The 26500-nt window shown below is 64.8% G+C and carries 15 protein-coding genes; 4 read left to right on the forward strand and 11 right to left on the reverse strand.

The window, feature by feature from the left end:
- Positions 1–32 precede the first annotated feature (32 nt).
- The 4 genes from ACSSU5_RS19435 to ACSSU5_RS19450 are packed head-to-tail and all read right to left on the reverse strand — an operon-like array spanning position 33 to position 5591.
- Entirely contained in the window at positions 33–1985 is a 1953-nt protein-coding gene (locus ACSSU5_RS19435) for an acetyl/propionyl/methylcrotonyl-CoA carboxylase subunit alpha (protein ID WP_492559538.1), read from the reverse strand.
- Positions 1982–2797, reverse strand: a complete 816-nt coding sequence (locus ACSSU5_RS19440) for a gamma-carboxygeranoyl-CoA hydratase (protein WP_264309407.1) — start codon at positions 2795–2797, stop codon at positions 1982–1984. The genes ACSSU5_RS19435 and ACSSU5_RS19440 overlap by 4 nt, the downstream gene beginning before the upstream one ends.
- Positions 2798–2800: 3 nt before the next feature.
- Positions 2801–4408: a carboxyl transferase domain-containing protein gene (locus ACSSU5_RS19445; protein WP_264309406.1), complete on the reverse strand. Its 1608-nt coding sequence runs from the start codon at positions 4406–4408 to the stop codon at positions 2801–2803.
- A gap of 19 nt (positions 4409–4427) precedes the next feature.
- Positions 4428–5591, reverse strand: a complete 1164-nt coding sequence (locus tag ACSSU5_RS19450; RefSeq protein ID WP_264309405.1) for an isovaleryl-CoA dehydrogenase — start codon at positions 5589–5591, stop codon at positions 4428–4430.
- Positions 5592–5912: 321 nt separating this feature from the next.
- Between ACSSU5_RS19450 and ACSSU5_RS19455 the strand changes: the two genes are divergently transcribed.
- Positions 5913–7595, forward strand: a complete 1683-nt coding sequence (locus tag ACSSU5_RS19455) for an AMP-binding protein (RefSeq protein ID WP_492559539.1) — start codon at positions 5913–5915, stop codon at positions 7593–7595.
- A 73-nt stretch (positions 7596–7668) separates the two neighbouring features.
- Here the strand turns inward: ACSSU5_RS19455 and ACSSU5_RS19460 are convergent, their stop codons facing one another.
- Positions 7669–7830: a hypothetical protein gene (locus ACSSU5_RS19460; protein ID WP_172228164.1), complete on the reverse strand. Its 162-nt coding sequence runs from the start codon at positions 7828–7830 to the stop codon at positions 7669–7671.
- A gap of 141 nt (positions 7831–7971) precedes the next feature.
- Here ACSSU5_RS19460 and ACSSU5_RS19465 point away from each other — a divergent pair, with 141 nt between their 5' ends.
- From ACSSU5_RS19465 to glgB, 3 genes are all read left to right on the forward strand, one after another.
- Positions 7972–9990 carry an alpha-1,4-glucan--maltose-1-phosphate maltosyltransferase gene (locus ACSSU5_RS19465; RefSeq protein WP_492559540.1) on the forward strand — a complete coding sequence of 673 codons (2019 nt, stop codon included), beginning with the start codon at positions 7972–7974 and terminating at the stop codon, positions 9988–9990.
- A 153-nt stretch (positions 9991–10143) separates the two neighbouring features.
- Complete coding sequence (treS, locus tag ACSSU5_RS19470; RefSeq protein WP_492559541.1) at positions 10144–13461, forward strand: maltose alpha-D-glucosyltransferase; 3318 nt, start codon at positions 10144–10146, stop codon at positions 13459–13461.
- The gene (gene glgB / locus ACSSU5_RS19475; protein WP_492559542.1) at positions 13462–15672 is read left to right on the forward strand and encodes a 1,4-alpha-glucan branching protein GlgB; all 2211 of its coding nucleotides are present in this window, start codon (positions 13462–13464) and stop codon (positions 15670–15672) included.
- Between the two features lie 66 nt (positions 15673–15738).
- On the opposite strand, the gene ACSSU5_RS19480 is transcribed toward glgB, so the two are convergent.
- From ACSSU5_RS19480 to treZ, 6 genes are all read right to left on the reverse strand, one after another.
- The gene (locus tag ACSSU5_RS19480; protein ID WP_492559543.1) at positions 15739–16815 is read right to left on the reverse strand and encodes an autotransporter domain-containing protein; all 1077 of its coding nucleotides are present in this window, start codon (positions 16813–16815) and stop codon (positions 15739–15741) included.
- 540 nt (positions 16816–17355) lie between these two features.
- Entirely contained in the window at positions 17356–19509 is a 2154-nt protein-coding gene (gene glgX / locus ACSSU5_RS19485) for a glycogen debranching protein GlgX (protein ID WP_492559544.1), read from the reverse strand.
- A gap of 133 nt (positions 19510–19642) precedes the next feature.
- Entirely contained in the window at positions 19643–19891 is a 249-nt protein-coding gene (locus tag ACSSU5_RS19490; protein WP_264309397.1) for a DUF2934 domain-containing protein, read from the reverse strand.
- Positions 19892–19905: 14 nt separating this feature from the next.
- A complete protein-coding gene (locus ACSSU5_RS19495) occupies positions 19906–22680 on the reverse strand; it encodes a malto-oligosyltrehalose synthase (RefSeq protein WP_492559545.1) in 2775 nt (924 codons plus the stop codon).
- Positions 22677–24746 (reverse strand): 4-alpha-glucanotransferase, encoded by a 2070-nt coding sequence (malQ, locus tag ACSSU5_RS19500; RefSeq protein ID WP_492559546.1) that lies wholly within the window; start codon positions 24744–24746, stop codon positions 22677–22679. The genes ACSSU5_RS19495 and malQ overlap by 4 nt, the downstream gene beginning before the upstream one ends.
- Entirely contained in the window at positions 24743–26485 is a 1743-nt protein-coding gene (gene treZ / locus ACSSU5_RS19505; protein WP_492559547.1) for a malto-oligosyltrehalose trehalohydrolase, read from the reverse strand. The genes malQ and treZ overlap by 4 nt, the downstream gene beginning before the upstream one ends.
- Positions 26486–26500: the final 15 nt, after the last annotated feature.

Below are 26500 nucleotides of genomic sequence, written 5' to 3' on the forward strand. Positions count from 1 at the left end.
ATTGTTGGGGCCGCAGTGCGGCCCCAGTTACCTCACTCTACCAGCTCGACCAGCACCGTCCCTTCGCTGACCATATCCCCTTCCTGGCAGAACAACACCTTCACCGTCCCGGCATGTGGCGCGCGAATGCTGTGCTCCATCTTCATGGCCTCCAGCACCACCAGCGCCGTACCCGCCTCAACCACCTGGCCCGGCTCGACCAGCACCCGCACGATACTGCCGTTCATGGGCGCGCCTAGGCCACCTTGGTGGCTGTGGCTGGCCTCGGCTTCGGCAATTGGGTCGAAGGCTTGGATGGCGTGCATTTCGCCATCCCAGCGCAGGTACAGCATGCCGCCGCGGCGTAGCGCCAGGTGCTGACGGCGCACGCCAGCCTGATCGTGCACCAGGTGCTCGCCATCAAGCTGCCAGGTGGACGGCGCGCTGCGTTCGAGGGCCACCGCCTGATCCTGCCCGGCACTGGCCAGATGCAGGCTGCTGCGCGCCGGCAGGCCCAGGCGCAGGCCGTTGCGCTCAGCCCACGGCGAGCGGTTGTCGTCGTCCCGTTGCTGGCCCGCCTGGCCCTGCAGCCAAGCTTCGGCCGCCGCCTCCCAGAAGGGCGCTGGCAGCGGTTGTGAAGCGGGCAGCAAAACGGCCTGATGACGCGGGATGAACCCGGTGTCGAGCTCGGCATCGGCAAACGCGGGGTGGGCGAGGATGCGCCGCAAGAAGCCAATGTTGGTCTTCAAACCGCCGATGGCGAATTCATCGAGCATCGCCAACAGGCGCAGGCGTGCCTGCTCGCGGTCTTCGCCCCAGGCAATCAGCTTGCCCAGCATCGGGTCGTAGAACGGCGACACCACATCCCCCTCGCTGACCCCGCTGTCGACCCGGCGCCCTTCACCCGGCGCCGACTCGCGGTACAGTGTCAGCGTGCCAGTGGCCGGCAGAAACTCGTTGGCCGGGTCTTCGGCATACAGGCGCACCTCGATGGCGTGGCCGATCAGCGGCACCTGCTCTTGCGTGATCGGCAATGCCTCGCCGCAGGCCACACGGATCTGCCAGGCCACCAGGTCGAGGCCGGTGATGGCTTCGGTGACCGGGTGTTCAACCTGTAGGCGGGTGTTCATCTCCATGAAGAAGAACTCGCCACGGGCATCGAGCAGGAATTCCACCGTGCCCGCACCCACATAACCGATGGCCTGGGCGGCGCGCACTGCGGCCTCGCCCATGGCCTGGCGCAGCGCTGGCGACAGACCGGGGGCGGGGGCCTCTTCGACCACTTTCTGGTGGCGGCGCTGGATCGAGCAGTCACGTTCGTTGAGGTACAGGCAATTGCCGTGCTGGTCGGCGAACACCTGGATTTCCACGTGACGCGGCTTGAGTACGTACTTTTCCACCAGCATGCGTGCATCGCCAAACGACGACTGCGCCTCACGCTGCGCCGAGGCCAGCGCGTCGGCCAGCTGGCTTTCGTCCTCGACCACTTTCATGCCCTTGCCGCCGCCCCCGGCGCTGGCCTTGAGCAGCACCGGGTAGCCGATGCGTTCGGCGGCGGCGCGGAAGGTTTCCAGGTCCTGAGCCTCACCGTGGTAGCCCGGAACCAAGGGCACGCCAGCGGCTTCCATCAGGGCCTTTGCCGCCGACTTGCTGCCCATCGCATCGATGGCGCTGGCCGGTGGGCCGAGGAAGATCAGCCCAGCTTCTTCGATGGCGCGGGCAAAGCCTGCGTTTTCCGAAAGAAAGCCATAGCCTGGGTGGATGGCCTGGGCGCCGCTGGCCTTGGCGGCGGCCAGCAGTTTGTCGACCAGCAGGTAGCTTTCGGCGGCCTTGGTGCCGCCAAGGTCGACGCGGATATCGGCTTCGCGGCTGTGCCGGGCGTCACGGTCGGTGGCGCTGTGCACGGCGACGGTGGTCAGGCCCATGGCCTTGGCGGTGCGCATCACCCGGCAGGCGATTTCACCGCGGTTGGCGACCAGCAGGGTGGTCAACGGGGTGCGGCTCATGGGCGCGGCTCCTTGTTGTCGTCGGTTTGCCAGGCAGGGCGGCGCTTTTCGAGGAAGGCGCGCAGGCCCTCCTGGCCTTCGGCGCTGACGCGGATGCGGGCGATGGTGTTTTCGCAGTAGCGGCGCAGGGCAGGGCTGAGCTCGCCGTCGTCGACCTCGCGCAGCAGGTCTTTGCTGGCGCGCAGGGCTTGCGGGCTGTTGAGCAGCAGGTTAGCCACCCAGGCTTCGACCTGGGCATCCAGGTCCTGGGCGGGGTACACCTCGGCCAGCAGGCCCAGTTCACGGGCACGCACACCGCTGAAGCGCTCGGCGGTCAGGGCATAGCGGCGCGTGGCGCGTTCGCCGATGGCCTTGACCACGAACGGGCTGATGACTGCGGGGGCCAGGCCGATGCGCACTTCCGACAGGCACAGTTGGGCGTCTTCGGCGCCGATGGCCATGTCGCAGCAACTGATCAGGCCCAAGGCGCCGCCAAAGGCTGCGCCTTGCACCACGGCCAGGGTCGGTGCCTTGAGCCGGTGCAAGGCGTACATCAGCTCGCCCAGCTCGTGGGCGTCATCGAGGTTGGTGTTGAAGTCCAGTTGCGCGGACTGTTGCATCCAGGCCAGGTCGGCGCCGGCGCTGAAATGCCGACCCCGGCCACGCAGCACGAGGAAGCGCAGGCTGCTGTCTTCGGCGATCTGGGCAAGGGCAACGATCAGCTCGCGAATCATCTGGGCGTTGAAGGCGTTGTTCTTGTCTTCGCGGCTGAGCCACAAGGTGGCGAAGCCGCGAGGGTCCTTGACCACTTCAAGGGTGCTGAAATCGCTCATGGGTCACATCCGGAAAATGCCGAAGCGGCTCTGTTCGATCGGGGCGTTCAGCGCGGCGGACAACGCCAGGCCGAGCACGTCGCGGGTTTGCGCCGGGTCGATGACGCCGTCGTCCCACAGCCGGGCGCTGGAGTAGTAGGGGTGGCCCTGGTGCTCGTACTGGTCGAGGATCGGCTGCTTGAGCTTGGCTTCGTCTTCGGCGCTGAACGGCTGGCCGCTGCGCTCGCTTTGTTCGCGCTTGACCTGGGCCAGCACGCCAGCGGCTTGCTCGGCACCCATCACGCCGATGCGCGCGTTGGGCCACATCCACAGCAAGCGCGGGTCGTAGGCGCGGCCGCACATGCCATAGTTGCCGGCACCGAAGCTGCCACCGATGATCACCGTGAACTTCGGCACTTGGGCGCAGGCCACTGCAGTCACCAGTTTAGCGCCGTGCTTGGCGATGCCGCCTTCTTCGTACTTTTTGCCGACCATAAAGCCGGTGATGTTCTGCAGGAACAGCAGCGGGATGCCGCGCTGGCAGGCCAGCTCGATGAAGTGCGCGCCTTTTTGCGCGGCCTCGGCGAACAGGATGCCGTTGTTGGCCAGGATCGCGATCGGGTAGCCGTGCAGGTGGGCGAAGCCGCACACCAGGGTGGTACCGAACAGGGCCTTGAATTCATCGAACACCGAGCCATCGACCAGGCGGGCGATGACCTCGCGCACGTCGAACGGTTGCTTGGCGTCGGCTGGCACCACGCCGTACAGCTCATCGGCGGCGTACAGCGGGGCGATGGGCGCCTGGCACTGCAGTTTGCCCAGCTTGTGCCAGTTGAGGTTGGCCACGCTGCGCCGGGCCAGGGCCAGGGCGTGTTCGTCATTGTCGGCGTAATGGTCGGCCACGCCGCTGATGCGGCAGTGCACATCGGCGCCGCCGAGGTCTTCGGCACTCACCACCTCACCGGTCGCGGCCTTCACCAGCGGCGGGCCAGCCAGGAAGATGGTGGCTTGCTGACGGACCATGATCGCTTCGTCGGCCATGGCGGGTACATAAGCGCCACCGGCGGTGCACGAGCCCATGACCACGGCGATCTGCGGGATGCCCAGCGCGCTCATGTTGGCCTGGTTGAAGAAAATCCGCCCGAAGTGCTCGCGGTCGGGGAACACTTCGTCCTGGCGGGGCAGGTTGGCGCCGCCGGAGTCCACCAAATAGAGGCAGGGCAGGCGGTTCTGCAGGGCGATGGTTTGCGCGCGCAGGTGCTTCTTGACGGTCAGGGGGTAGTAGGAGCCGCCTTTGACCGTGGCATCGTTGGCCACGATCATGCACTCCACGCCTTCGACCCGGCCAATGCCGGCAATCACGCCCGCGGCGGGCACGTCTTCGCCATACACCTCATGGGCGGCCAGTTGGCCGATTTCGAGGAAGGGTGAGCCCGCGTCCAGCAGGCGGTCGATACGCTCACGGGGCAGCAGTTTGCCGCGTGAGGTATGCCGCTCCTGGGCCTTGGGCCCGCCGCCCTGGGCGATGTGCGCAAGCAGGCCACGCAGGGCCTGAACCTGTTCGAGCATGGCCGCGCTGTTGCCGGCGAACTCCGCCGAACGCGGGTTGATCTGGGTATGCAAGGTAGCCATGTGCGCCCGTCCCTTGTGCTCAGCGGGTTTCGTTGAACAGTTCGCGGCCAATCAGCATCCGGCGGATTTCGCTGGTGCCGGCGCCGATTTCGTACAGCTTGGCGTCGCGCAGCAGGCGGCCAGCCGGGAATTCGTTGATGTAGCCGTTGCCGCCCAGAATCTGGATCGCTTCCAGGGCCATTTGCGTGGCGCGTTCGGCGGTGTACAGGATGACCCCGGCGGCGTCTTTGCGGGTGGTCTCGCCACGGTCGCAGGCCTGGGCCACGGCATACAGGTAGGCGCGGCTGGCGTTGAGCTGGGTGTACATGTCGGCGATCTTGCCCTGGATCAGCTGGAACTCGCCGATGCTCTGGCCAAACTGCTTGCGGTCGTGGATGTAGGGCACCACCAGGTCCATACAGCTTTGCATGATGCCGGTCGGGCCGCCGGAGAGCACCACGCGCTCGTAGTCCAGGCCGCTCATCAGTACGCGCACGCCCCCGTTGAGCTGGCCGAGGATGTTCTCTTCGGGCACTTCGACGTCATCGAAGAACAGCTCGCAGGTGTTGGAGCCACGCATGCCCAGCTTGTCGAACTTGTTGCTGCGGCTGAAGCCTTTCCAGTCGCGTTCGACGATGAACGCGGTGATGCCGTGCGCACCCTTGTCCAGGTCGGTCTTGGCGTAGATCACGTAGGTGTTGGCGTCGGGGCCGTTGGTGATCCAGGTCTTGCTGCCGTTGAGCACGTAGTGGTCGCCGCGTTTTTCGGCGCGCAGTTTCATCGAGACCACGTCGGAGCCGGCGTTGGGCTCGCTCATGGCCAGGGCGCCGATGTGTTCGCCGCTGATCAGCTTGGGCAGGTACTTGAGCTTTTGCTCATGGGTGCCGTTGCGGTTGATCTGGTTGACGCAGAGGTTGGAGTGCGCGCCGTAGGAAAGCGCCACCGAGGCCGAGCCGCGGCTGATTTCTTCCATCGACACCACATGGGCGAGGTAGCCCAGGCCGGCGCCGCCGTATTCTTCCGACACGGTGATGCCCAGCAGGCCCATGTCACCGAATTTGCGCCACATGTCGGCGGGGAACAGGTTGTCGTGGTCGATTTGCGCGGCGCGTGGCGCCAGTTCGGCGGCGACGAAGGTGCGCACCTGGTCACGGAGCATGTCGATGGTTTCGCCCAGGGCGAAATTCAGAGAGGGGTAATGCATGTGGGGGCACCTTCTTGTTCTTGAAATGGGTAACACCGTAGCTCATGGGTTCGCCGCCGACCCCTGTGGGAGCGGGCTTGCCCGCGAATGCGTCAGCAGGACCACCGTCATTGCCTGAGTGATCGCATTCGCGGGCAAGCCCGCTCCCACAGGGGTCGGCTTGAGCCTGATGGGCGGTGTCGTTCGTCACCTTTACGTTAACGTAAACCTGCCTTCAGTCACTGTCAATCGCCTCATCACCTTTACGTAAACGTAAATGTGCGCCAGAGTATCTCCCGCTTGCTTCAGTCGTGCCCAGAACAACCACAAGAAGGGACACCCATGAGTCAACCGAGCTATACCCGCGGTCGCCAGGACCGACCCTTGCTGACCCTGACCATCGGCCAGGCCTTCGATGCCACTGTGGCCCGCTACGCCGATAACGAAGCGTTGGTGTCGCGCCACCAGGGCCTGCGCTACAGCTGGCAGCAGTTGGCCGAACAGGTCGATGTGCATGCCCGCGCCTTGATGGCCCTGGGTGTGAACACCGGCGATCGGGTCGGCATCTGGTCGCCCAACTGCGCCCAGTGGTGCATCCTGCAACTGGCCAGCGCCAAGGTCGGCGCGATCTTGGTCAACATTAACCCGGCCTACCGCGTGGGCGAGCTGGAGTATGTGCTGCGCCAGTCCGGTTGCCGCTGGCTGGTGTGCGCCGATGCGTTCAAGACGTCCAATTACCACGCCATGGTCCAGCAGCTGGTGCCAGCGCTGGCAACCGTAGCCCCCGGTGAGCTCGCCAATGAAAACCTGCCCGAACTGCGCGGGGTGATCAGCCTGGCTGCCCAGCCACCGCTTGGCTTCCTGCCCTGGCAGGCGCTGGCCGATCGGGCTGGGCAGACCACGGTCGAGGCCTACACGGCCCGCCAGCAGAGCCTGCAGTTCGACCAGCCGGTAAATATCCAGTACACCTCTGGCACCACTGGCGCGCCCAAGGGCGCCACGCTCAGCCACTACAACATCCTCAACAACGGTTTCATGGTCGGCGAGAGCCTGGGGCTGACCAGCGCCGACCGCATGGTGATCCCGGTGCCGCTGTACCACTGTTTCGGCATGGTCATGGCCAACCTCGGCTGCATCACCCATGGCAGCACCATGGTCTACCCCAACGACGCTTTTGACCCTGAGCTCACCCTGCGCGCCGTGGCCGAGGAGCGCGCCAGCATCCTGTACGGCGTGCCCACCATGTTCATCGCGATGCTCGACCACCCGTCACGTCAGGGCATGGAGCTCTCCACCCTGCGCAGCGGCATCATGGCCGGTGCCACTTGCCCGATCGAAGTGATGCGCCGTGTCATCGACCAGATGCACATGGCCGAAGTGCAGATTGCCTATGGCATGACCGAAACCAGCCCGGTGTCGCTGCAGACCGGCCCGGACGACGAGCTTGAACTGCGCGTGACCACAGTCGGGCGTACCCAGCCGCAGTTGGAGAACAAACTGGTGGATGCCGACGGTTGCATCGTGCCCAGAGGTGAAATCGGCGAGCTGTGCACGCGGGGCTACAGCGTGATGCTCGGCTATTGGGACAACCCGCAGGCCACGGCGGATGCCATCGACCCGGCCGGCTGGATGCACTCGGGCGACCTGGCGGTGATGGACGAGCACGGCCATGTGCGCATTGTCGGGCGCAACAAGGACATGATCATCAGGGGGGGCGAAAACATCTACCCACGCGAGCTGGAAGAGTTCTTCTACACCCACCCGGCGGTGGCGGATGCTCAGGTAATCGGCATTCCGTGCAGTAAGTTTGGGGAGGAAGTGGTGGCCTGGATCAAGCTGCATCCGGGGCATAGCGCCACGGTTGATGAGCTGCACGGCTGGTGCAAGGCGCGCATCGCGCACTACAAGGTGCCGCGGCATTTCCGCTTTGTCGACGAGTTCCCCATGACGGTGACTGGCAAGGTGCAGAAGTTCAGGATGCGCGAGATCAGTGTGGCGGAAATTTCGGCGCTCTCTGCAGGTTGACAGGTCCCGGCTGCCGGCCGCTTCCAGGGTGAACCCTTGAAGCGGCCGGCAGCCACCGCAAAAGCCTCTATCCTTAAGCCTTCACCGGTGGCTCCTGGCTCGGCGGGTCGCCCACCGTCGGCGGCACTGTTGGCTTGATCGGCAGCTCGTCCGGGTCTTGTTCCGGCACGGGCGGCGGTAAGCTGGGGTCGTCGATGTTGGGATCGGGGGTTTCCGGTGGAATGGGAATGTTCATGGCCTGACCTCGCGTGGGTGAATGAAGAGGTGCTGCAGGCTCTGACTGTCAGGGGCGGCCGTTCGCTCAATTTATTTGAACCCCTACGCCCGTGCCCGGCTCTGAATCCTTACCGCCACCAGCCTAAGGGAGCAAGGTCCGATGTCACGAAACGAGCCTTTCGAAAGCGTGCCCATGGCGAACGATCACCCGGACCAGGCCATCAGCCTGTCCCAGGCGCTGCTGGCGCCGCGCATCGTGATCGAGGGTACGCAACCTGCGCTCGACGGCGGCATGTTCGCCGCCAAGGCCATCAGCGGCCAGCCGGTCGCGGTCAGCAGCAGGGTCTACAGCGACGGCCATGACCGTCTGGCCGTGATGCTCAATTGGCGCCAGGCCCACAGCCGGCGCTGGCACTGCGTGCCCATGCATTCACCGGGCAATGACCTGTGGCTGGCCGCGTTCACCCCGACCGAATTGGGCCCGCACCTGTTCAGTATCGAAGCCTGGATCGACCCGTTCGCCACCTATTGCCACGACCTGGAGAAGAAGTACCACGCTGGCGTCGAGGTCAAATTGGAGCTTGAGGAAGGCCGTCTGCTGCTGGGCAAAGGCGCAGAGCGCAGCGAGGGCTTCTTGCGTGAGCAGATCGAGGGCTTGCAGGCACGGCTGCCGGCACTCTCCCAGGATGACCAGGTGGCGCTGTTGCTGAGCCCCGAAGCCTCTCGGCTGATGACCGAGGCGGAACACCGCAGCTACCTCACCCGCAGCAGCGAATTCCCCGTCGATGTCGACCGCCCGGCCGCGCAGTTCGCCAGTTGGTACGAGCTGTTTCCGCGTTCGATCACCGACCGCCCCGAGCGCCACGGCACGTTCAACGACGTGCACGAACGCCTGCCGATGATCCGCGACATGGGCTTCGACGTGCTGTATTTTCCGCCCATTCATCCGATCGGCAAAAAGCACCGCAAGGGCCGCAACAATGCCTTGCAGGCGGAGCCCTCTGACCCCGGCAGCCCTTACGCCATCGGCAGCACCGAAGGCGGGCACGACGTCATTCACCCTGAGCTGGGCACCCGTGAAGACTTCCGCCGGCTGGTGGCCGCCGCCGCCGAGCACGGTCTGGAAATCGCGCTCGATTTCGCTATCCAGTGCTCCCAGGACCACCCGTGGCTCAAGGAACACCCCGGCTGGTTCAGTTGGCGCCCCGACGGCACCGTCCGCTATGCGGAAAACCCGCCGAAGAAGTACCAGGACATCGTCAACGTCGACTTCTACGCCCCTGAAGCCGTGCCTTCGTTGTGGTTGGCGCTGCGCGATGTAGTGGTCGGCTGGGTCGAGGAGGGCGTGAAGACCTTCCGCGTCGACAACCCACACACTAAACCGCTGCCGTTCTGGCAATGGCTGATCGCCAATGTGCGTAGTCGGCACCCGGAGGTGATCTTCCTCGCCGAGGCTTTCACCAAGCCGGCGATGATGGCGCGCTTGGGCAAGGTCGGTTACACGCAGAGCTATACCTACTTCACTTGGCGTAACACCAAGAAGGAATTACGCGAGTATTTCGAAGAACTCAACCAGCCGCCGTGGAGCCAGTGCTACCGCCCCAACTTCTTCGTCAATACCCCGGACATCAACCCGTACTTCCTGCACACATCGGGCCGCGCGGGCTTTCTGATTCGCGCCGCGCTGGCAACCATGGGTTCAGGGTTGTGGGGCATGTATTCGGGCTTCGAGCTGTGCGAAGCCACGCCGCTGCCCGGCAAGGAGGAATACCTGGACTCGGAGAAGTACGAAATCCGCCCGCGTGATTTCAGCCAACCCGGCAACATCATTGCCGAGATCGCCCAGCTCAACCGTATCCGCCGGCAGAACCGCGCCCTGCAAACGCACCTTGGCGTGGCCTTCTTCAACTGCTGGAACGACAACATCCTGTACTTCGCCAAGCGTACGCCCGAGCGCGACAACTTCATCCTGGTGGCGATCAGCCTCGACCCGCACAACGCCCAGGAAGCCAGCTTCGAGCTGCCGTTGTGGGAACTGGGCCTGGACGACAACGCCGACACCCTTGGCGAAGACCTGATGAACGGCCACCGCTGGACCTGGCATGGCAAGACCCAGTGGATGCGCATCGAGCCGTGGTATCAGCCGTTTGGCATCTGGCGCATCGAAAAGGCCCGGTAGCACGACATACCCCATTAACGGTGGCAGCGGGCTTGCCCGCGAAGCAGGCACCGCGGTGAATGGCACCGGCTTTGCCGGTGTTCGCGGGCAAGCCCGCTCCCGCAGGAGATCGCGCAAGCTCCAAGCTCAAGAACGATCTGAAAGGAGTCACCCATGGCCAAGCGTTCCCGACCAGCAGCCTTCATCGACGACCCGCTGTGGTACAAGGACGCGGTGATCTATCAGCTGCACATCAAGTCGTTCTTCGACGCCAACAACGACGGCATCGGCGACTTCGCCGGGTTGATCAGCAAACTCGACTACATTGCCGCACTGGGCGTGAACACGCTCTGGCTGCTGCCGTTCTACCCCTCGCCACGGCGCGACGACGGTTATGACATCGCCGAATACAAGGCCGTGCACCCGGACTACGGCAGCATGGCCGATGCCCGGCGCTTCATTGCCGAAGCACACAAACGGGGCCTGCGGGTGATCACCGAGCTGGTCATCAACCACACCAGCGACCAGCACCCCTGGTTCCAGCGCGCCCGCCTGGCCAAGCGTGACAGCAAGGCGCGCGACTTTTACGTGTGGTCGGATGACGACCAGAAGTACGACGGCACGCGCATCATCTTCCTCGACACCGAAAAGTCCAACTGGACCTGGGACCCGGTCGCCGGCCAGTACTTCTGGCACCGCTTCTATTCGCACCAGCCAGACCTCAACTTCGACAACCCGCAGGTGCTCAAGGCGGTGATCGGGGTGATGCGCTTCTGGCTTGACCTGGGCGTCGATGGCCTGCGCCTGGATGCCATCCCCTACCTGATCGAGCGCGATGGCACGAACAACGAAAACCTGCCCGAGACCCACCGGGTGCTCAAGGCGATCCGTGCCGAGATCGACGCCAACTACCCCGACCGCATGCTGCTGGCCGAGGCCAATCAGTGGCCCGAGGACACCCGCCCTTACTTTGGCGAGGGCGATGGCGACGAATGCCACATGGCCTTCCACTTCCCGCTGATGCCACGGATGTACATGGCCCTGGCCATGGAGGACCGCTTCCCGATCACCGACATCCTGCGCCAGACCCCGGAAATACCCGCCAACTGCCAGTGGGCGATCTTTCTGCGCAACCACGATGAGCTGACCCTGGAGATGGTCACCGACCGTGAGCGCGACTACCTGTGGAACTACTACGCCGAAGACCGCCGCGCCCGCATCAACCTTGGCATCCGCCGCAGATTGGCGCCGCTGCTGCAACGCGACCGTCGGCGCATCGAACTGCTGACCAGCCTGCTGCTGTCGATGCCCGGCACGCCGACCCTGTACTACGGCGATGAGCTGGGCATGGGCGACAACATCTACCTGGGCGACCGCGATGGTGTGCGTACGCCCATGCAATGGTCGCCGGACCGCAACGGCGGGTTCTCCCGCGCCGACCCGCAGCGCCTGGTGCTGCCGCCGATCATGGACCCGCTGTACGGCTACCAGACGGTCAACGTCGAAGCCCAGTCCCACGACCCGCATTCGCTGCTCAACTGGAACCGCCGCCTGCTCGCGGTGCGCAACCAGCAGAAGGCGTTTGGCCGTGGCAGCATTCGTATGCTCACACCGAGCAACCGGCGCATCCTCGCGTACCTGCGCGAGTACACCGACCAGGACGGCAACAGCGAAGTGATTCTCTGCGTGGCCAACGTTTCCCGCGCCGCCCAGGCCGCCGAACTCGAGCTGTCGCAATACGCCGATAAAGTACCGGTGGAGATGCTTGGCGGCAGCGCCTTTCCACCGATTGGCCAGCTGCCGTTTTTGCTGACATTGCCGCCGTATGCTTTTTACTGGTTCCTGCTGGCTTCGCACGACCGCATGCCCAGCTGGCATATCCAGGCCACTGAGGGGTTACCCGAATTGACCACACTGGTGCTGCGCAAGCGCCTGGAAGAGTTGCTCGAAGCGCCTTCCAGCGAAACGCTGGAAAGCGCGATCCTGCCGCAATACTTGCCTAAACGGCGCTGGTTCGCGGGCAAGGAAGGGCCGATCGACCAAGTTCGCCTGCGCTATGGCGTGCGCTTTGGCACGGCCACCACGCCGGTGCTGCTCAGCGAGCTGGAAGTGCTCAGCGAGGGCGTGGTCAACCATTACCAACTGCCGTTCGGCCTGTTGCCCGAAGAGCAGATCAACAGTGCCTTGCCTCAGCAACTGGCGTTATCGCGGGTGCGCCGTGGCCGACAGGTTGGCCTGATCACCGATGCGTTCGTCCTTGAACCGTTCATCCGTGCCGTGCTGCGGGCCTGTCAGGAGCGCCACCAGCTGCCCTGCGGCAATGGCCTGGGCGAGCTGCGTTTCGCGTGCACCGAACAGCTGGCCAGGTTGGGCCTTAGCGAAGACAGCCCAGTGCGCTACTTGAGCGCCGAGCAGTCCAACAGCTCGGTGGTGGTCGCTGACCGCGTGGTGCTCAAATTGATCCGACGGGTCAACCCGGGCATTCACCCCGAGCTTGAGATGAGCGCCTACTTGACAGCTGCAGGCTATACCAACATTTCGCCACTGCTGGCTTGGGTCAGCCGCGTGGATGAGCACGCGACTGAGCACCTGCTGATGATTGCCCAGGGCTACCTGAGCAATCAGGGCGATGCCTGGGCCTGGACCCAGAACACCCTGGAGCGGGCCATCCGCGACGAGATGGAACCGTCCAGCACGGCCAGCGAAGCCCACACCGATGCCCTGGCCGAACTCGACGGTTTCGCCGCCTTGCTCGGCCAGCGCCTGGGCGAGATGCACCTGCTGCTGGCGGCACCGACCGACGATGCCGCCTTCCAGCCGCGCCCAAGCGGTACCCAGGACAGCGAACGCTGGAGCCGCCAGATCAGTGCCGACCTGACCCACGCCCTCGACCTGCTGGCCCAGCACCGCGACAACCTGGACAGCGACAGCCAGGCGCTGGTCGACGACCTGCAGCAACAGCGCGACGGCCTTACCCAGCACATCGACAACCTCGCGTGTCAGGCCCAGGGTGGCCTGTTGATGCGGGTGCATGGCGACCTGCACCTGGGCCAGGTGCTGGTGGTGCAGGGCGATGCCTACCTGATCGATTTCGAGGGCGAACCGGCCCGCCCACTGGAAGAACGTCGGGCCCGTCACAGCCCTTACAAAGATGTCAGCGGCGTGCTGCGATCCTTCGACTATGCTGCTGCGATGATTCTGCGCAGCGCGTCTGCGGTGGACCTTTCGGACCCGGCGCGCAAGGCTCGGCAACGGGTTGCCAGGCAATACCTGCACCAGTCGCGGCATGCCTTTGTCGAAGCCTATGGCCTGGCCACCGCTGCCATGCCCCACGCCTGGCAGCAGGCCGAAGGCGAGCGTGCCGCACTTGAATTGTTCTGCCTGGAAAAAGCCGCGTACGAAATCACGTACGAAGCTGAAAATCGACCGAATTGGCTGGCCGTGCCTTTGCATGGCTTGCATGGACTGATCAGTACCTGGGGAGAGTCATAGATGAATGCAACCACGCGTGAAAACGGCGGCCTTCGGCAACGGGACCTCGACGCCCTGGCCCGCGCCGAGCACGCCGATCCATTTGCGGTACTAGGCCCCCATGGCGATGGTGCGGGCGGGCAGTTCGTCCGCGCGTTCCTGCCCAATGCCCTGAGCGCGCGCGTGCTGGCGCGCCAGGATGGGCGTGTGCTCGCCGAAATGGTGCAAGGCAAGCTGCCTGGGCTGTTCACCGCGCACCTGGATGAAGCACAGCCGTACCTGCTGCACATCGGTTGGGCCGGTGGCGAGCAGGTGACCGAAGACCCGTACAGCTTCGGCCCGCAGCTGGGTGACATGGACCTCTACCTGTTCGCCGAGGGCAACCACCGCGACCTGTCGGGGCGTTTTGGTGCGCAGCCGATGCAGGCCGATGGCATCGACGGTGTGTGCTTCTCGGTGTGGGCGCCAAATGCCCGCCGCGTGTCGGTGGTGGGTGACTTCAACAACTGGGATGGCCGGCGTCATCCCATGCGCCTGCGCCACAGCGCAGGGGTGTGGGAGCTGTTCGTGCCGCGCCTTGGTGTGGGTGAAACGTACAAGTTCGAGGTGCTGGGCAAAGAAGGCGTGTTGCCCCTGAAAGCTGACCCGCTGGCCCGCGCCACCGAGCTGCCGCCGAGCACGGCGTCGAAGGTTGCCAGTGCGCTCAGCCACCCCTGGCAAGACCACGACTGGATGGCGCAGCGTGCGCAACGTCACGCCTACAACGCGCCCCTGTCGATCTACGAACTGCATGTTGGTTCATGGCAATGCGAGCTGGATGACCTGGGCGAGGTGGCGCGTTACTACAACTGGCGCGAGCTGGCCGAGCGCCTGGTGCCCTATGTGCAGGCGCTGGGCTTCACCCACATTGAACTGATGCCGATCATGGAGCACCCGTTCGGCGGCTCCTGGGGCTATCAACCCCTGTCGATGTTCGCGCCGACCTCGCGCTACGGCAGTGCCGAAGATTTCGCCGCCTTCATCGACGCCTGCCACCAGGGCGGCATTGGCGTGATCCTCGACTGGGTACCGGCGCATTTCCCCACCGACGAACACGGCCTGGCACGCTTCGACGGCACGGCACTGTACGAGTACGACAATCCCCTGGAGGGCTACCACCAGGACTGGAACACACTGATCTACAACCTTGGCCGTAACGAGGTGCGCGGCTTCATGCTGGCCTCGGCCTTGCTCTGGCTCAAGCAGTTCCACATCGACGGCCTGCGCGTCGATGCCGTGGCGTCGATGCTCTACCGCGACTACTCGCGCAAGGCTGGCGAGTGGGTGCCCAACCGCCATGGTGGGCGCGAGAACCTGGAGGCCATCGACTTCATCCGCCACCTCAACGGTGTGGCGGCGCATGAGGCCCCCGGCGCGCTGATCATCGCCGAGGAATCCACCGCCTGGCCAGGTGTCAGCCAGCCAACCCAGCAGGGCGGGCTGGGCTTTGCCTACAAGTGGAACATGGGCTGGATGCACGACACCCTGCACTACATCCAGAACGACCCGATTCACCGCACCTTTCATCACAACGAGATGAGCTTCGGGCTGATCTATGCCTACTCCGAGCATTTCATCCTGCCGATTTCCCACGACGAAGTGGTGCACGGCAAGCATTCGCTGATCGACAAGATGCCGGGCGACCGCTGGCAGAAGTTCGCCAATCTGCGTGCCTACCTGACCTTCATGTGGGCGCACCCGGGCAAGAAGCTGCTGTTCATGGGCTGTGAATTTGGCCAGTGGCGTGAGTGGAACCACGACAGCGAGCTGGACTGGTATCTGTTGCAGTACCCAGAGCACAAGGGCGTGCAGCGGCTGGTCGGCGACCTCAACCGCCTGTACCGCGAGGTGCCGGCGCTGCACGAACAGGATTGCCAGCCCCAGGGCTTCCAGTGGCTGATCGGCGACGATGCGCAAAACAGCGTGTACGCCTGGCTGCGCTGGAGCAGTGAGGGCGAGCCCTTGCTGGTGGTGGCCAACTTCACCCCGGTGCCGCGTGAGGGGTATCGGATTGGCGTGCCGTTTGGCGAGCGTTGGGCAGAACTGCTCAACAGCGATGCCGAACTGTATGCAGGGTCCAACGTGGGCAACCTGGGGGCGGTGGAAAGTGAAGCAATCACTAGCCATGGGCAGCCACTGTCGCTGGCCCTCAACTTGCCGCCGCTGGGTGTGTTGATCCTCAAACCTGCCTGATTTGGTTTGCCCGATACGCCCTTTTCGCGGGGCTACCCGCGAAAAGGGCACCGCTACATTCAGCCTCTACCACCGCATCCGCACCCCAAGGCTACCGATCAGCCCATTGAGGTCATTGTCATCCACATCGCTGCTGTAATCGGCACTGACAAACAACGCCACGTTCGGTGTCACCCGTGCCACCAGCCCCAAGCCTAATTCCACCGTGGTCGAGTACCGCGAGCTGGAGATCTTGTCGACCTGATCCAGCTTCACCTCGTCGGCATTGCTGAAGTCATACCAGACGTTGGTGCGCACATAGGGTTCGATCGGCATGCCACGCACTTCGTAGCGCCCGGACAACTTGGCACCGACCCGGCCGCTCCAACTGGGCTGGCTGTCGAATGCCTGTAGCGTCTCCTCCTGCACCCGGCTACCGGGGAAAAACTGCTGGTTGATCAACTGAGCTTGGGGTTCGATCACCCAACCGCCCCCCAGGCCGATCGGGTAGCCACCTTCCAGCGAGAAGGTCATGGCATGACCGCTGTCGTCCAGGCGTTGGCCACTTTCGCCGCGGCCATTGATGTCGATACGCGAGCCCATGGCCACGGCATCCAGGTGCCAGCCCCGTTCATGGGTCATGCTCCAGTACACCCCCAGGCTTTCGCCACTCAGGTTCACGGCATTGCGCTGCTTGTCGCCCAACAGCGGGCGAATGCCGTTGAAGCTGCTCTGCAGGTTGTTGTGGCCAACGAAGATCCCCGCGCGGTGCACATTACCCGCCGAGGTTTCACGCAAGAACAGGTCCGGGCCGATCATCAGTTGCTGGCTGGGCGATTCGAGCTGGTCGGGCGGCTGTGCGCCGGTGCGCGAGGTGCCGGGGAAGAATTGCGCCCACTGGCTGGCGACCAGGTCCGGCGCCGTGAGGCCGTGGCGCTCGTTCATCTTTTCCGAGAAGGCGTTCAGGGTCGCTATGTTCAATCCGCTGGCGCTGACCGGGTCGAGCGATAGCTGCGGGACCGCCGGTTGTTGCAAAAAGCTAGGGGAGGTTGGGTCGTCCTGCAGTTCGAATGCGAAAGTTTCCACCGGGGTTGCCAGAAGCAGCGACGTGGAAACCGCGCAGAAAATGCTGTCGAAGCGCAAAGGGTTCGAGGTTCTTTTCATGGCGGATCTCCGTTGTTTTTGTGGTACAGCCCAAGGACCTGGCCTGTTGTCACGAGCTGTACGGCAAAAACAGTGGGCGACCCAAACCAGCACGCCTGCTTTCGCAAACGCGCACGAAGGCGCGAGCTAGAGGCCCGGCGCGAGATCTTTACGACTAGATACTGTTCAGCTAAGGAGAGGTAGGGGCTTGCGTCAAGAAAGCGTGAAGGATCTGTTCATGGCCTGTGAATGGGTTCAAGCAGCTGATTTTCCGAGTTAAATAGTCAGGTATATCGAGGTTCGCTATTTACCGCCCCGTGGCTATGAAGAATGATTGCTAGAGCCGAACCTCAACAGCCAGTTCGATGTCGGCCGGGGTGCTACGTACCGCCTCGCGCAGTGGCGGCAGCATGAAGCGCCGGTGGAAGGCAGTGAAACCCATGTAGGTGATGCCTCTGTCAAAGCGTCGCGCACGACCCCTGTAGGAGCGCCCCGGCAAGCCCGCTCCCACAAAACTTTTCGTACAGAGCCTAGACAAAGACCGGTCAGGGCCCCTGAGGTTCACTCTTCCTCGTGCTGCAGCACCATCAACAGCATCGAGCGCCCCTTCACTTCGAAACTGCTCTCGAATGGCAAGTGCTGCCCCTTGCGCAACTCAGGCCGGTCGGTATCCACCAGGCAGCTCCAGTAATCGCCTTCGGGCACGGTAGGCAGTTGGAACGGCACGGTATCGTGATGGGCATTGACGATCAGCAGCACCGTCGCCTCGGCACCTGGCCGGGCGATGCCGCTGACCTGCGCACGCCCGTCGATCAGCATGCCCAGGCAACGGCCATGGGGGTCTTCCCATTGCTCGACGCTCATCTCGCTGCCATCCGGCGCCAGCCAGGTGACATCCTTGACCCCGATCGCCTCGTTGTAGTCACCCACCAGAAAGCGTGAACGGCGCAGCACCGGGTAGGCCAGGCGCAGCCGGGTCAGGCGTTTGACGAAGGCCAGCAGCGCGGTGCCATCGTCGTCCAGGTCCCAGTTGACCCAACCGATCTCGCTGTCCTGGCAATAGGCGTTGTTGTTGCCATGCTGGGTGCGGCTGAACTCGTCGCCGGCGACGATCATCGGCGTGCCCTGGGCAAACAGCAGGGTGGCGAAGAAGTTGCGCATCTGGCGCATGCGCAGGGCGATGATTTCCGGGTCGTCTGTGGGCCCTTCGGCGCCACAGTTCCATGACAGGTTGTTGTCGGTGCCGTCCTGGTTGTTCTCGTCGTTGTCCTCGTTGTGCTTGCTGTTGTACGACACCAGATCGCGCAGGGTGAAGCCATCGTGGGCGGTGACGAAATTGACCGAGGCATAAGGGCGCCGGCCGCGGTTGTTGAACATGTCGCCCGACGCGGTCATGCGCGAAGCGAAGTCGGCCAACTGGCCTTCATCACCTTTCCAGAACGCCCGCACGGTGTCGCGGAAGCGGTCGTTCCACTCCGCCCAGCCAGGCGCGAAGTTGCCCACCTGATAGCCACCGGGGCCGCAATCCCAAGGCTCGGCAATCAGCTTGACCTGGCTGAGCATCGGGTCCTGGCGGCAGGCGACGAGGAAGCCGTGGCGTTCGCTGTAGCCATCGTGGTAACGACCGAGGATGGTCGCCAGGTCGAAGCGAAAGCCATCCACATGCATCTCGCCGGCCCAATAACGCAGTGAGTCGGTGACCAGTTGCAGCACGCACGGGTGGCTCAGGTCCAGGGTATTGCCGGTGCCGGAATCGTTGATGTAATAACGCTTGTCGTCGGGCATCAGCCGGTAGTAGGAGGCGTTGTCGATGCCGCGCATGGACAGTGTCGGGCCGCGCTCGTTGCCTTCGGCGGTGTGGTTGTAGACCACATCCAGAATCACCTCCAGCCCGGCGTCATGCAGGTGCGCGACCATCTCTTTGAATTCGGCGATCTTGCCGCTGGCCAGGTACCGGGGGTGCGGCGCGAAAAAGGCGATGCTGTTGTAGCCCCAGTAATTGTTCAGGCCCTTGTCCAGCAGGTGCTGGTCGTTGACGAAGGCGTGGATCGGCAGCAGTTCGATACTGGAAACGCCCAGGTCCTTGATGTGCTTGAGCAGCTCGTCATTGGCAAGGCCGGCGAAGGTGCCGCGCAGTGCTTCCGGCACCGCCGGGTGACGCATGCTGATGCCGCGGGTATGCGCTTCGTAGAGGATGGTGCGCTCCCAGGGGATCTGCACGCGCTGATCGCGGCCCCAGGTGAAGGCCGGGTCGATGACTTTGCATTTGGGCACGAAGGGTGCGCTGTCGCGTTCGTCGAACGACAGGTCGCCGTCGGGGTGGCCGATGGTGTAGCCGAACAGTGCCTCGGACCATTTCAGGCTGCCGACCAGTTGCTTGGCGTAAGGGTCGATCAGCAGTTTGTTGGGGTTGAAGCGGTGGCCGTTCTCGGGCTCGTAAGGGCCGTAGACGCGATAGCCGTAGACCAGCCCTGGGTGTGCGTCGGGCAGGTAGCCGTGGTAGATCTCGTCGGTGTATTCGGGCAGCTCGATGCGCTCGATTTCCTGTTCGCCACTGGAGTCGAACAGGCACAGCTCGACCTTGGTGGCGTTGGCCGAGAACAGGGCGAAGTTGACCCCAAGCCCGTCCCAGGTAGCGCCGAGGGGGAAGGGCATGCCTTCGCGAATGCGCGATGGGGCGACTGAGCGGGTTTTCTTCGGGATGCGGGGGCTCATGGCAGTCCTCGAGTGACCGTGGTGGAAGGGGGCTATGTACTCCCGGACGGGCCTCTTCGCGGGGCAAGCCCGCTCCCACAGGCAGTGGGGACTCTGTGGGAGCGGGCTTGCCCGCGAAGAGGCCGGTGCAGGCTTAACCGGCGGCGGGCTTTTTCACCGCCCGTGGCTTCTTCGCCGCCGCAGGCTTGGCAACCGGCTCTGCCGCTACCTTGGGCTTGGCCGCCGCTTTCTTGCGCGGCGCTGCCTTGGGTGCCAAGGCCTCGGCCTCGGCCAGCTTGCGCGCCATCTCCCAGTGGCGCTCCTCCTCACCGACGGGCTTACCTTCCGATTCCCAGATCTGGTAGGCAAATTCACGGATACGCTTCTCATCGACACTCATCATGACGCTCCTGATGCTCAAGATTGTTGTATCAACACATTGACCGGAAATTCCGACAGTACGGCGCTCAACAGCAGCTCCTTTGAAGGGCTGACCGCAGCACTGGGGAAAAGTCCCGTCGAGTTGGCAGGCGACAAGGCAAACGGCAGGATCAGCCGGGTGTCGTCCCAGTTATGTGCCGGGATCAACGGTGTAGTGGCGCCGCCGAGCAGGCCGCTGGCCAGGCGTGGGGCAACGACGATGGCGCGTTCGTCGTCACCCAGGCGGGCGAAGGCCAGCACCTTGTCTGCATGCCGGCCCTGCACCGTCAGCGGCAGGTAGGCGCCACGCCGGAACAGTTCGGCATGCGCCTGGCGGCAGTCCAGCACCCGCGCGATCAGGTTTTGTTTGATGCGGCCGTCGCGCCAGTGTGCAAGCAGCTCGGCGGGCGGCGTGGCGTCGTCCAGGGTGCGGCGCCTGAGCGCGTAGTCGACCGGGCGGCGGTTGTCCGGGTCGACCAGGCTGAGGTCCCAGTACTCGTTACCCTGGTACAGGTCGGGCACGCCAGGCACGGTCATGCGCAACAGTACCTGGACCAGGCCATTGAGTGCGCCAGGGCAGGCGATGAGCTGGGCAGCATCGGCCAACGACTTGCGCAATTGCTGGTTCTCGTCACCCAGCAACAGGCCGTCGATGTAGCTGGCGCAGGCGGCCTCGTAGGCCTCGTTCGGGGCGCTCCAGCTGCTGCGCAACTTGGCTTCGCGCAAGGCCTTCTGCTGCCATTGCCTTAGGCGCTCGGCGTACGGGCGCAGAGCGCCGTCATCGTGTGGGTCAAGGCTCAGCGGCCAACTGCCCAGCAGCGTCTGCAGCAGCATCAGCTCATCGCCAGGGCTGGGAGCCAGGCCGTCGTCCAGTTGCGTGCGCAGCGGCGCCGCCAGCTCACGCCAATGCTCCACGCGGCTGGCCAGCCACGGGCCGCGTTCGCTGAGCACGGCCAAGCGGGCGCGGGTGTCTTCGCCGCGTTTATGGTCGTGGGTGGCAGTGGCCAACAGGTTGTCGGGGAAGTCGCGCAGGCGCCGCTGGGCCTCGTTGTGAAAAGCGTCGCTGCCGGCGCTGAAACGCTCGGCCTCGAAGCCTACATCGTTGCGCGACAGCAGCCGGGCGCTGCGGTAGAAGGCCGTGTCCTCCACGGCCTTGGCGGCGCTGGGCGCGGTCAGTTGCTGGAAGCGCACACAGGCATGGCGCAGGTGCTTGCGCGGGCGGCCCGGTGGCAGGTGGCGCCAGGGCTGGCCGCCGAGCCAGTGTTCGAGCTGGTCGAGCAGCGGCCAGTCTGCCTCGCCGAGGTCCTGGCGGGCATTGGCCAGGGCCTGCTGGAAGAACGCTTCATCCTCGGCAGGGCGGCCGCAGGCGTTGAAGTAGGTGCGGTACACCGGGTAGTGCGCGACCAGCGCCTGCAGGGCCCGGCGGATCGCGCCCAGGGTCAGGTCGCGGGTCATCAGGTTGTCGCGGGCCACTTGCAGCAAGGCCTGGGCGACCGATTCGCAGTCACCGGCCAGGCTGGCATTGAGCACCAGGTGGCGGGCCAGGCGCACTTCCTCGGGGAAGTCCGGGCGCTCGCTGACGTTGGCCCACAATTCGGTCAGGGGCACTTCGCCTGCTGGGTCGTGTTGCAGCAGCGAGACCTGGTTCATGAACTCGTAGCCGGTGGTGCCATCGGTGAGCCAGTCGCGGTGCAGGTGCTCGTCGGCCCCGAGGATCTTTTCCACGTAGATCGGGAAGTGCTCCAGTGCCGCGCTCAATGGCCGCCGGGCCAACAGGCCATCGACCCGTCGGCGCAGTTTGCGGCAATAGCCACGTGGGTCGGCCAGGCCGTCGATATGGTCGATACGCAGGCCGTCCACCAGGCCGCGTTCAATCAGCTCGAACAGTTTGGCGTGGGTGGCCTCGAACACCACTGCGCGCTCGACCCGCAGGCCGCCCAGCTCGTTGATGTCGAAGAAGCGCCGCCAGTTGATGTCGTCGGCGGCGGTGCGCCAGCTGGCCAGGCGATAGGTTTGGCGTTCGAGCAGCAGGTGCAGGCGCTTGAAACCGGCCTCGCTGCGGCTATCGAATGCGATCAGGGCCGATTCGAGGTCTGCGCCCTCTGCTACCCGCTGCGCCAATTCAGCGTGCAGGGGCTGGGCATCGACCAGCGGTTGAGCACTGTCGCTCAGCGCAGTGAAATGCTCGGCCAACCCTTGCAAAGCGGGTTCGGGGCTTTGCGCGAGGATCCAGCCATAGTCGATCGGGCAGATCGGGAAGCGATGGTCGTAATGGGCAACTTCCAGCACGCCGTGGTGCTTGTCGAAGGTCAGCGGGATCTCGCCTTGCTTCAAGGTTGCGCCGTAGTCGCTGCCAAGGAAGGGCAGCAGTAACTGGCCAGCCAACAGCGGGTCGCTGGAGTGCCATTGGATGTCGAAGAACTCCGCATACGGGCTGCGTCGGCCCCAGGCCAGCAGGCTTTGCCACCAGGGGTTGTCGGCGCCGCCCACGGCCATGTGGTTGGACACGGTGTCGAGGATCAACCCCATGCCATGCTGGCGCAGCGCCGTGACCAGGCGCTGCAGGGCGGCCTCGCCGCCAAGCTCCGGGTTGACCTGAGTCGGGTCGACTACGTCGTAGCCGTGGCGTGAGCCAGCGCGCGCCATGAGAATCGGCGAGGTATACAGGTGGCTGATGCCCAACTGGGCAAAATACGGCACCAGCGGCACCGCGTGGTCGAGGGTGAAATCGCTGTGAAATTGCAGGCGCAGGGTCGCGGTCAGTGGCTTCATCGGTCACGCTCCCAGGCTTGCTCGCGGGCCTGGGCCAGTAGCTCCAGGCGCCGTGCGGCGTCTTCATCGTCGAGCAGTTCGCGCACTGGCAGTGCGAAGCGCCGGCGCCAGTTGGGGTGGCCTTGGGTGGTGCCGGGCAGGTTGGGTTGTTCGTCGCAGCCCAGCAGGTCTTCGAGCGGCACCAGCACCAGCGGGGCGCGGGTGTGGCCGACGTAGCGGATGGCGGCGTCGATCACGGCATCGTTGTCTGGCAATGGGCCGTAGTTGGCCTCCAGGGTGCGGCGCAGGCCGGCGTGTTCTTTCTGGCGCTCTTGGCGCCAGTGCAATTCGGTGGCGGCATCGATCAACTGCAGGCGATGGCTCCAGTCGATGTCGCGGTTTTCCAGCCAGCCGGCCAGCGGGGCCAGGTCGTGCGTGCCGGTGGTGGCCAGGGCGCTGTCGGGCCAGTCGAGAATGGCTTTGAAGTGGCCAGGTTGGGTCTGCTCGAAGGGCAGCACGCGCATGCCCAGCACGGCCTTGTCGGCCAGCTGTTCGCGCAGGCCCTCGGGCACGGTGCCGAGGTCTTCGCCGAGGATGATCGCCTGGTGCCGAACCGATTCCAGCGCCAGCAGGCGTAGCAGGTCGTCGAGCGGGTAGTTCAGGTAGGCGCCCTCGCTGGGTTTGGCTCCCCGTGGGATCAACCACAGCCGGCGCAGGCCCATGACGTGGTCGATGCGCAGCCCGCCGGCGTGGGCAAGGTTGGCCCGCAACATCTCGATGAAGGCGCGGTAGCCGTTGCGCTTGAGGCCTTCGGGCGAGAACGCACAAATGCCCCAGTCCTGCCCCGAACGGTTGAGAATGTCGGGTGGCGCGCCGACCTTGAGGTTGGCCAGCAACTCGTCCTGGCGGCTCCAGGCCTGGCTGCCGGCACCGTCGGCGCCCACTGCCAGGTCGGCGATCAGGCCAACCGCCATGCCGTTGCCACGGGCTGCTTCCTGTGCGCGTTGCAGGCCTCGCTCGGTCAGCCACTGGCAAAAGGCGTGGAACTCGACCTTGGCCGGGTAGGCACTGGCGAAGGCCTCGACCTCGGGGTGGTAAGGGTCATGCCAGGCGCTGGGCCAGGTACGCCAGTCGGCGCCCAGTCCATGTTCCACCGCCTGGGCCTGCAGCACTTCGAAGCGGCAGTGGTGCTCCAGGGCTTGGCCGCCGGCCTCGCGGTAACTGTCGAAGTCCTTGCGCAGTGGGTGATCGCCCTGGCTGAAGCCCTTGTACAGGGCCTCAAGCAGGCGCAGGCGGGCGCTTGCGGCGCGAGGCCAATCGACCAGGGGGCGCTGCTCTAGCTCTTCGAGCACCTGCTCCAGCCCACAGGCTTCAATGGCCATGCGCACGTCGCGCTCGCCAAGTAGGGCTGCAGGGCTGGCATAGAGGCTATTGAGCAACAGGCGGCTGGACGGCGAGTAGGGGCTGTAGTGATCCTGGTCGATGGCCGAGAGGGCGTGGAGCGGGCTGATTGCCAAGGCATCGGCGCCGCGCTCGGCGGCTGTGCGCGCCAGTTGCTCCAGCGCCAGGCAGTCGCCGTAGCCACCATCGCCGTTGCGGCGCAGGCTGTACAACTGCACTGCCAGGCCCCAGCAGCGTGGGGGCGGTTGCGCCACGCTGTCGGCCAGGCTGTAGCAGCGCGACGGCGCCACGGCCACGGTGAAGGTGCGGCCGTCGATCGCCAGGGTGTGGTAGCCCAGGGGCAGTTCGGCCGGCAAATGGGCTTGGCTGTCCAGGGCCAGGGTGCGCTGGCTGTGGTCTTCCAAGGTGCAATGCACCTCGCTGCCGGCGCTGAAGTAGCGATCCAGGGCCAGCGGTTGGCCAAGCTCGGCGGTCAGCAAGGGCGGCAGGTGTTCGCTGTCCTCGGCGGCCTCCACCGCGCGCAGGCTGGCCTGGATGGCGGATTCGTCGGCGGCGGGGTGGCCCAGGCCTTCGAGGACATTGCGTAGCACGTCGTCACTGACTTGCTGCGGCCGGGCATTGGCATCGATCCAGTCGCGGCTCAGCCCGACGCGGGCCGCCAGACGGTGCAGGGCGGTTTCGCTCATGGGCGCTCCTGGCCAGGGGTAAGCAGGCTGACCACGCAGCTGTACGCGGACAGACAGGTATCGGGGTGTTGGGTGTCACTGCTGTCGAAAAGCCGCGTCGCCGCGGCGGGCAGCTCGACGGGCTGGGGCGTGGCGGCAAGGTTCAAGTCAATCTGCAAGGTGTTGCCATCACCCAGCCGCCAGCGTGCGGTGAGCGCTTTCTCGCCATGCACTTCAGCGCCCAGCGCGCGGCTGCCCGGCAGGTGCGGGATGACGTGGCGACGGCGCAGGTCGAGCAACTGGTGGTAAAGGCCATGCCAACCGGCAATGACGTCCTTGCTTTGCGGGCGCGACGATTCGAAGGTCTGCTCGGCGTTGGGGTCGGGGATCCGTTCACGTTGCACGGGGTCGGCGAACGCGGCGAAGTGGGAGAATTCACCGCGCCGGCCTTCGCGCACAGCATCGGCCAGTGCGTCATGGAAGTCGGTGAAGAACAGGAAAGGGCGGCAACTGCCGTCATCGTCGCCCATGAACAGCAGCGGGATCATCGGAGCCAGCAGCAACAGGCCGGTGGCTGCACGCAGGGCCTGCGGCGGGCAGAGGCGGGTCAGTCGCTCACCCAGGGCGCGGTTGCCGACCTGGTCGTGGTTCTGCAAAAACAGCACGAAGGCGCTGGGCGCCAGGTGCCCGCTGGGCTCGCCACGTGGCGTGCCATGGCGGTTGGCCTGGCCCTGGAACACGAAGCCTTCCGACAGGCAGCGGGCCAATTGGTCGATGGGGCGCTGTTGGTAGTCGGCGTAGTAGCCTTCGGTTTCGCCGGTCAGCAGCACGTGCAGGGCGTTATGGCCGTCGTCGTTCCATTGGGCGTCAAAACCCTGTTCTAGCAGAAAGGCCTGGTTGTGCTCGTTCTCCAGCACCAGCCAGACATGCCGGCCAGGCTCCACCGCAGCGCGTACCCGTTGCGCCAGTTCAACAAGGAAGTCCGGCTGGTCGATGGTATGCACTGCATCCAGGCGCAGGCCGTCGCAGCGGTAGTCGCACAGCCACATCAGGGCGTTCTGGATGAAGTACTCGCGCACCTCGGCGCGACGAAAGTCGATAGCGGCGCCCCATGGGGTCTGCCGGTCTTCGCGGAAGAACGGGCTGGCGTACTGGTGGAGGTAGTTGCCGTCCGGGCCGAAATGGTTGTAGACCACATCCACCAGCACCATCAACCCATGGCCATGGGCCTGGTCGATCAGCGCGCACAACTGCTGCGGGCTGCCGTAGGTATTGTGCGGCGCATAGGGCAGCACGCCGTCGTAACCCCAGTTGCGCTCACCCGGGAACTGCCCCAGCGGCATCAACTCGATGGCGCTGATGCCGATTTCGGCCAGGCGTGGCAGTTGGCGGGCAACGCCCGCATAACCGTCCAGCACCCCGACGTGCAGTTCCTGGATGACCGCTTCATGCCATGGTCGGCCCTGCCAGGGATGTTGCCAGTCATAACTGGCAACATCCACCACCTGGCTTGGCCCCTGCACGCCATCGGGCTGGTAGCGCGAGGCCGGGTCGGCGACTTGCAGCGTGCCATCGATGCGGTAGTGATACCGATCACCCCCCTGACACGGGGCAACCCCTGTGTACCAGCCGTCATTGTCGGGCAGCAGCTCCACGGGGGGCTGCTGCGCCAGTTCCACGCTCACGCTGCGCGCATCCGGCGCCCAGAGGGCGAAGCGCGCCGACGTGGCGTCCAACAGGTGTGCGCCATGCCTGTGCATCTTCGAAATCTCCGC

Source organism: Pseudomonas sp. E1MeOHC2, assembly GCF_058745025.1.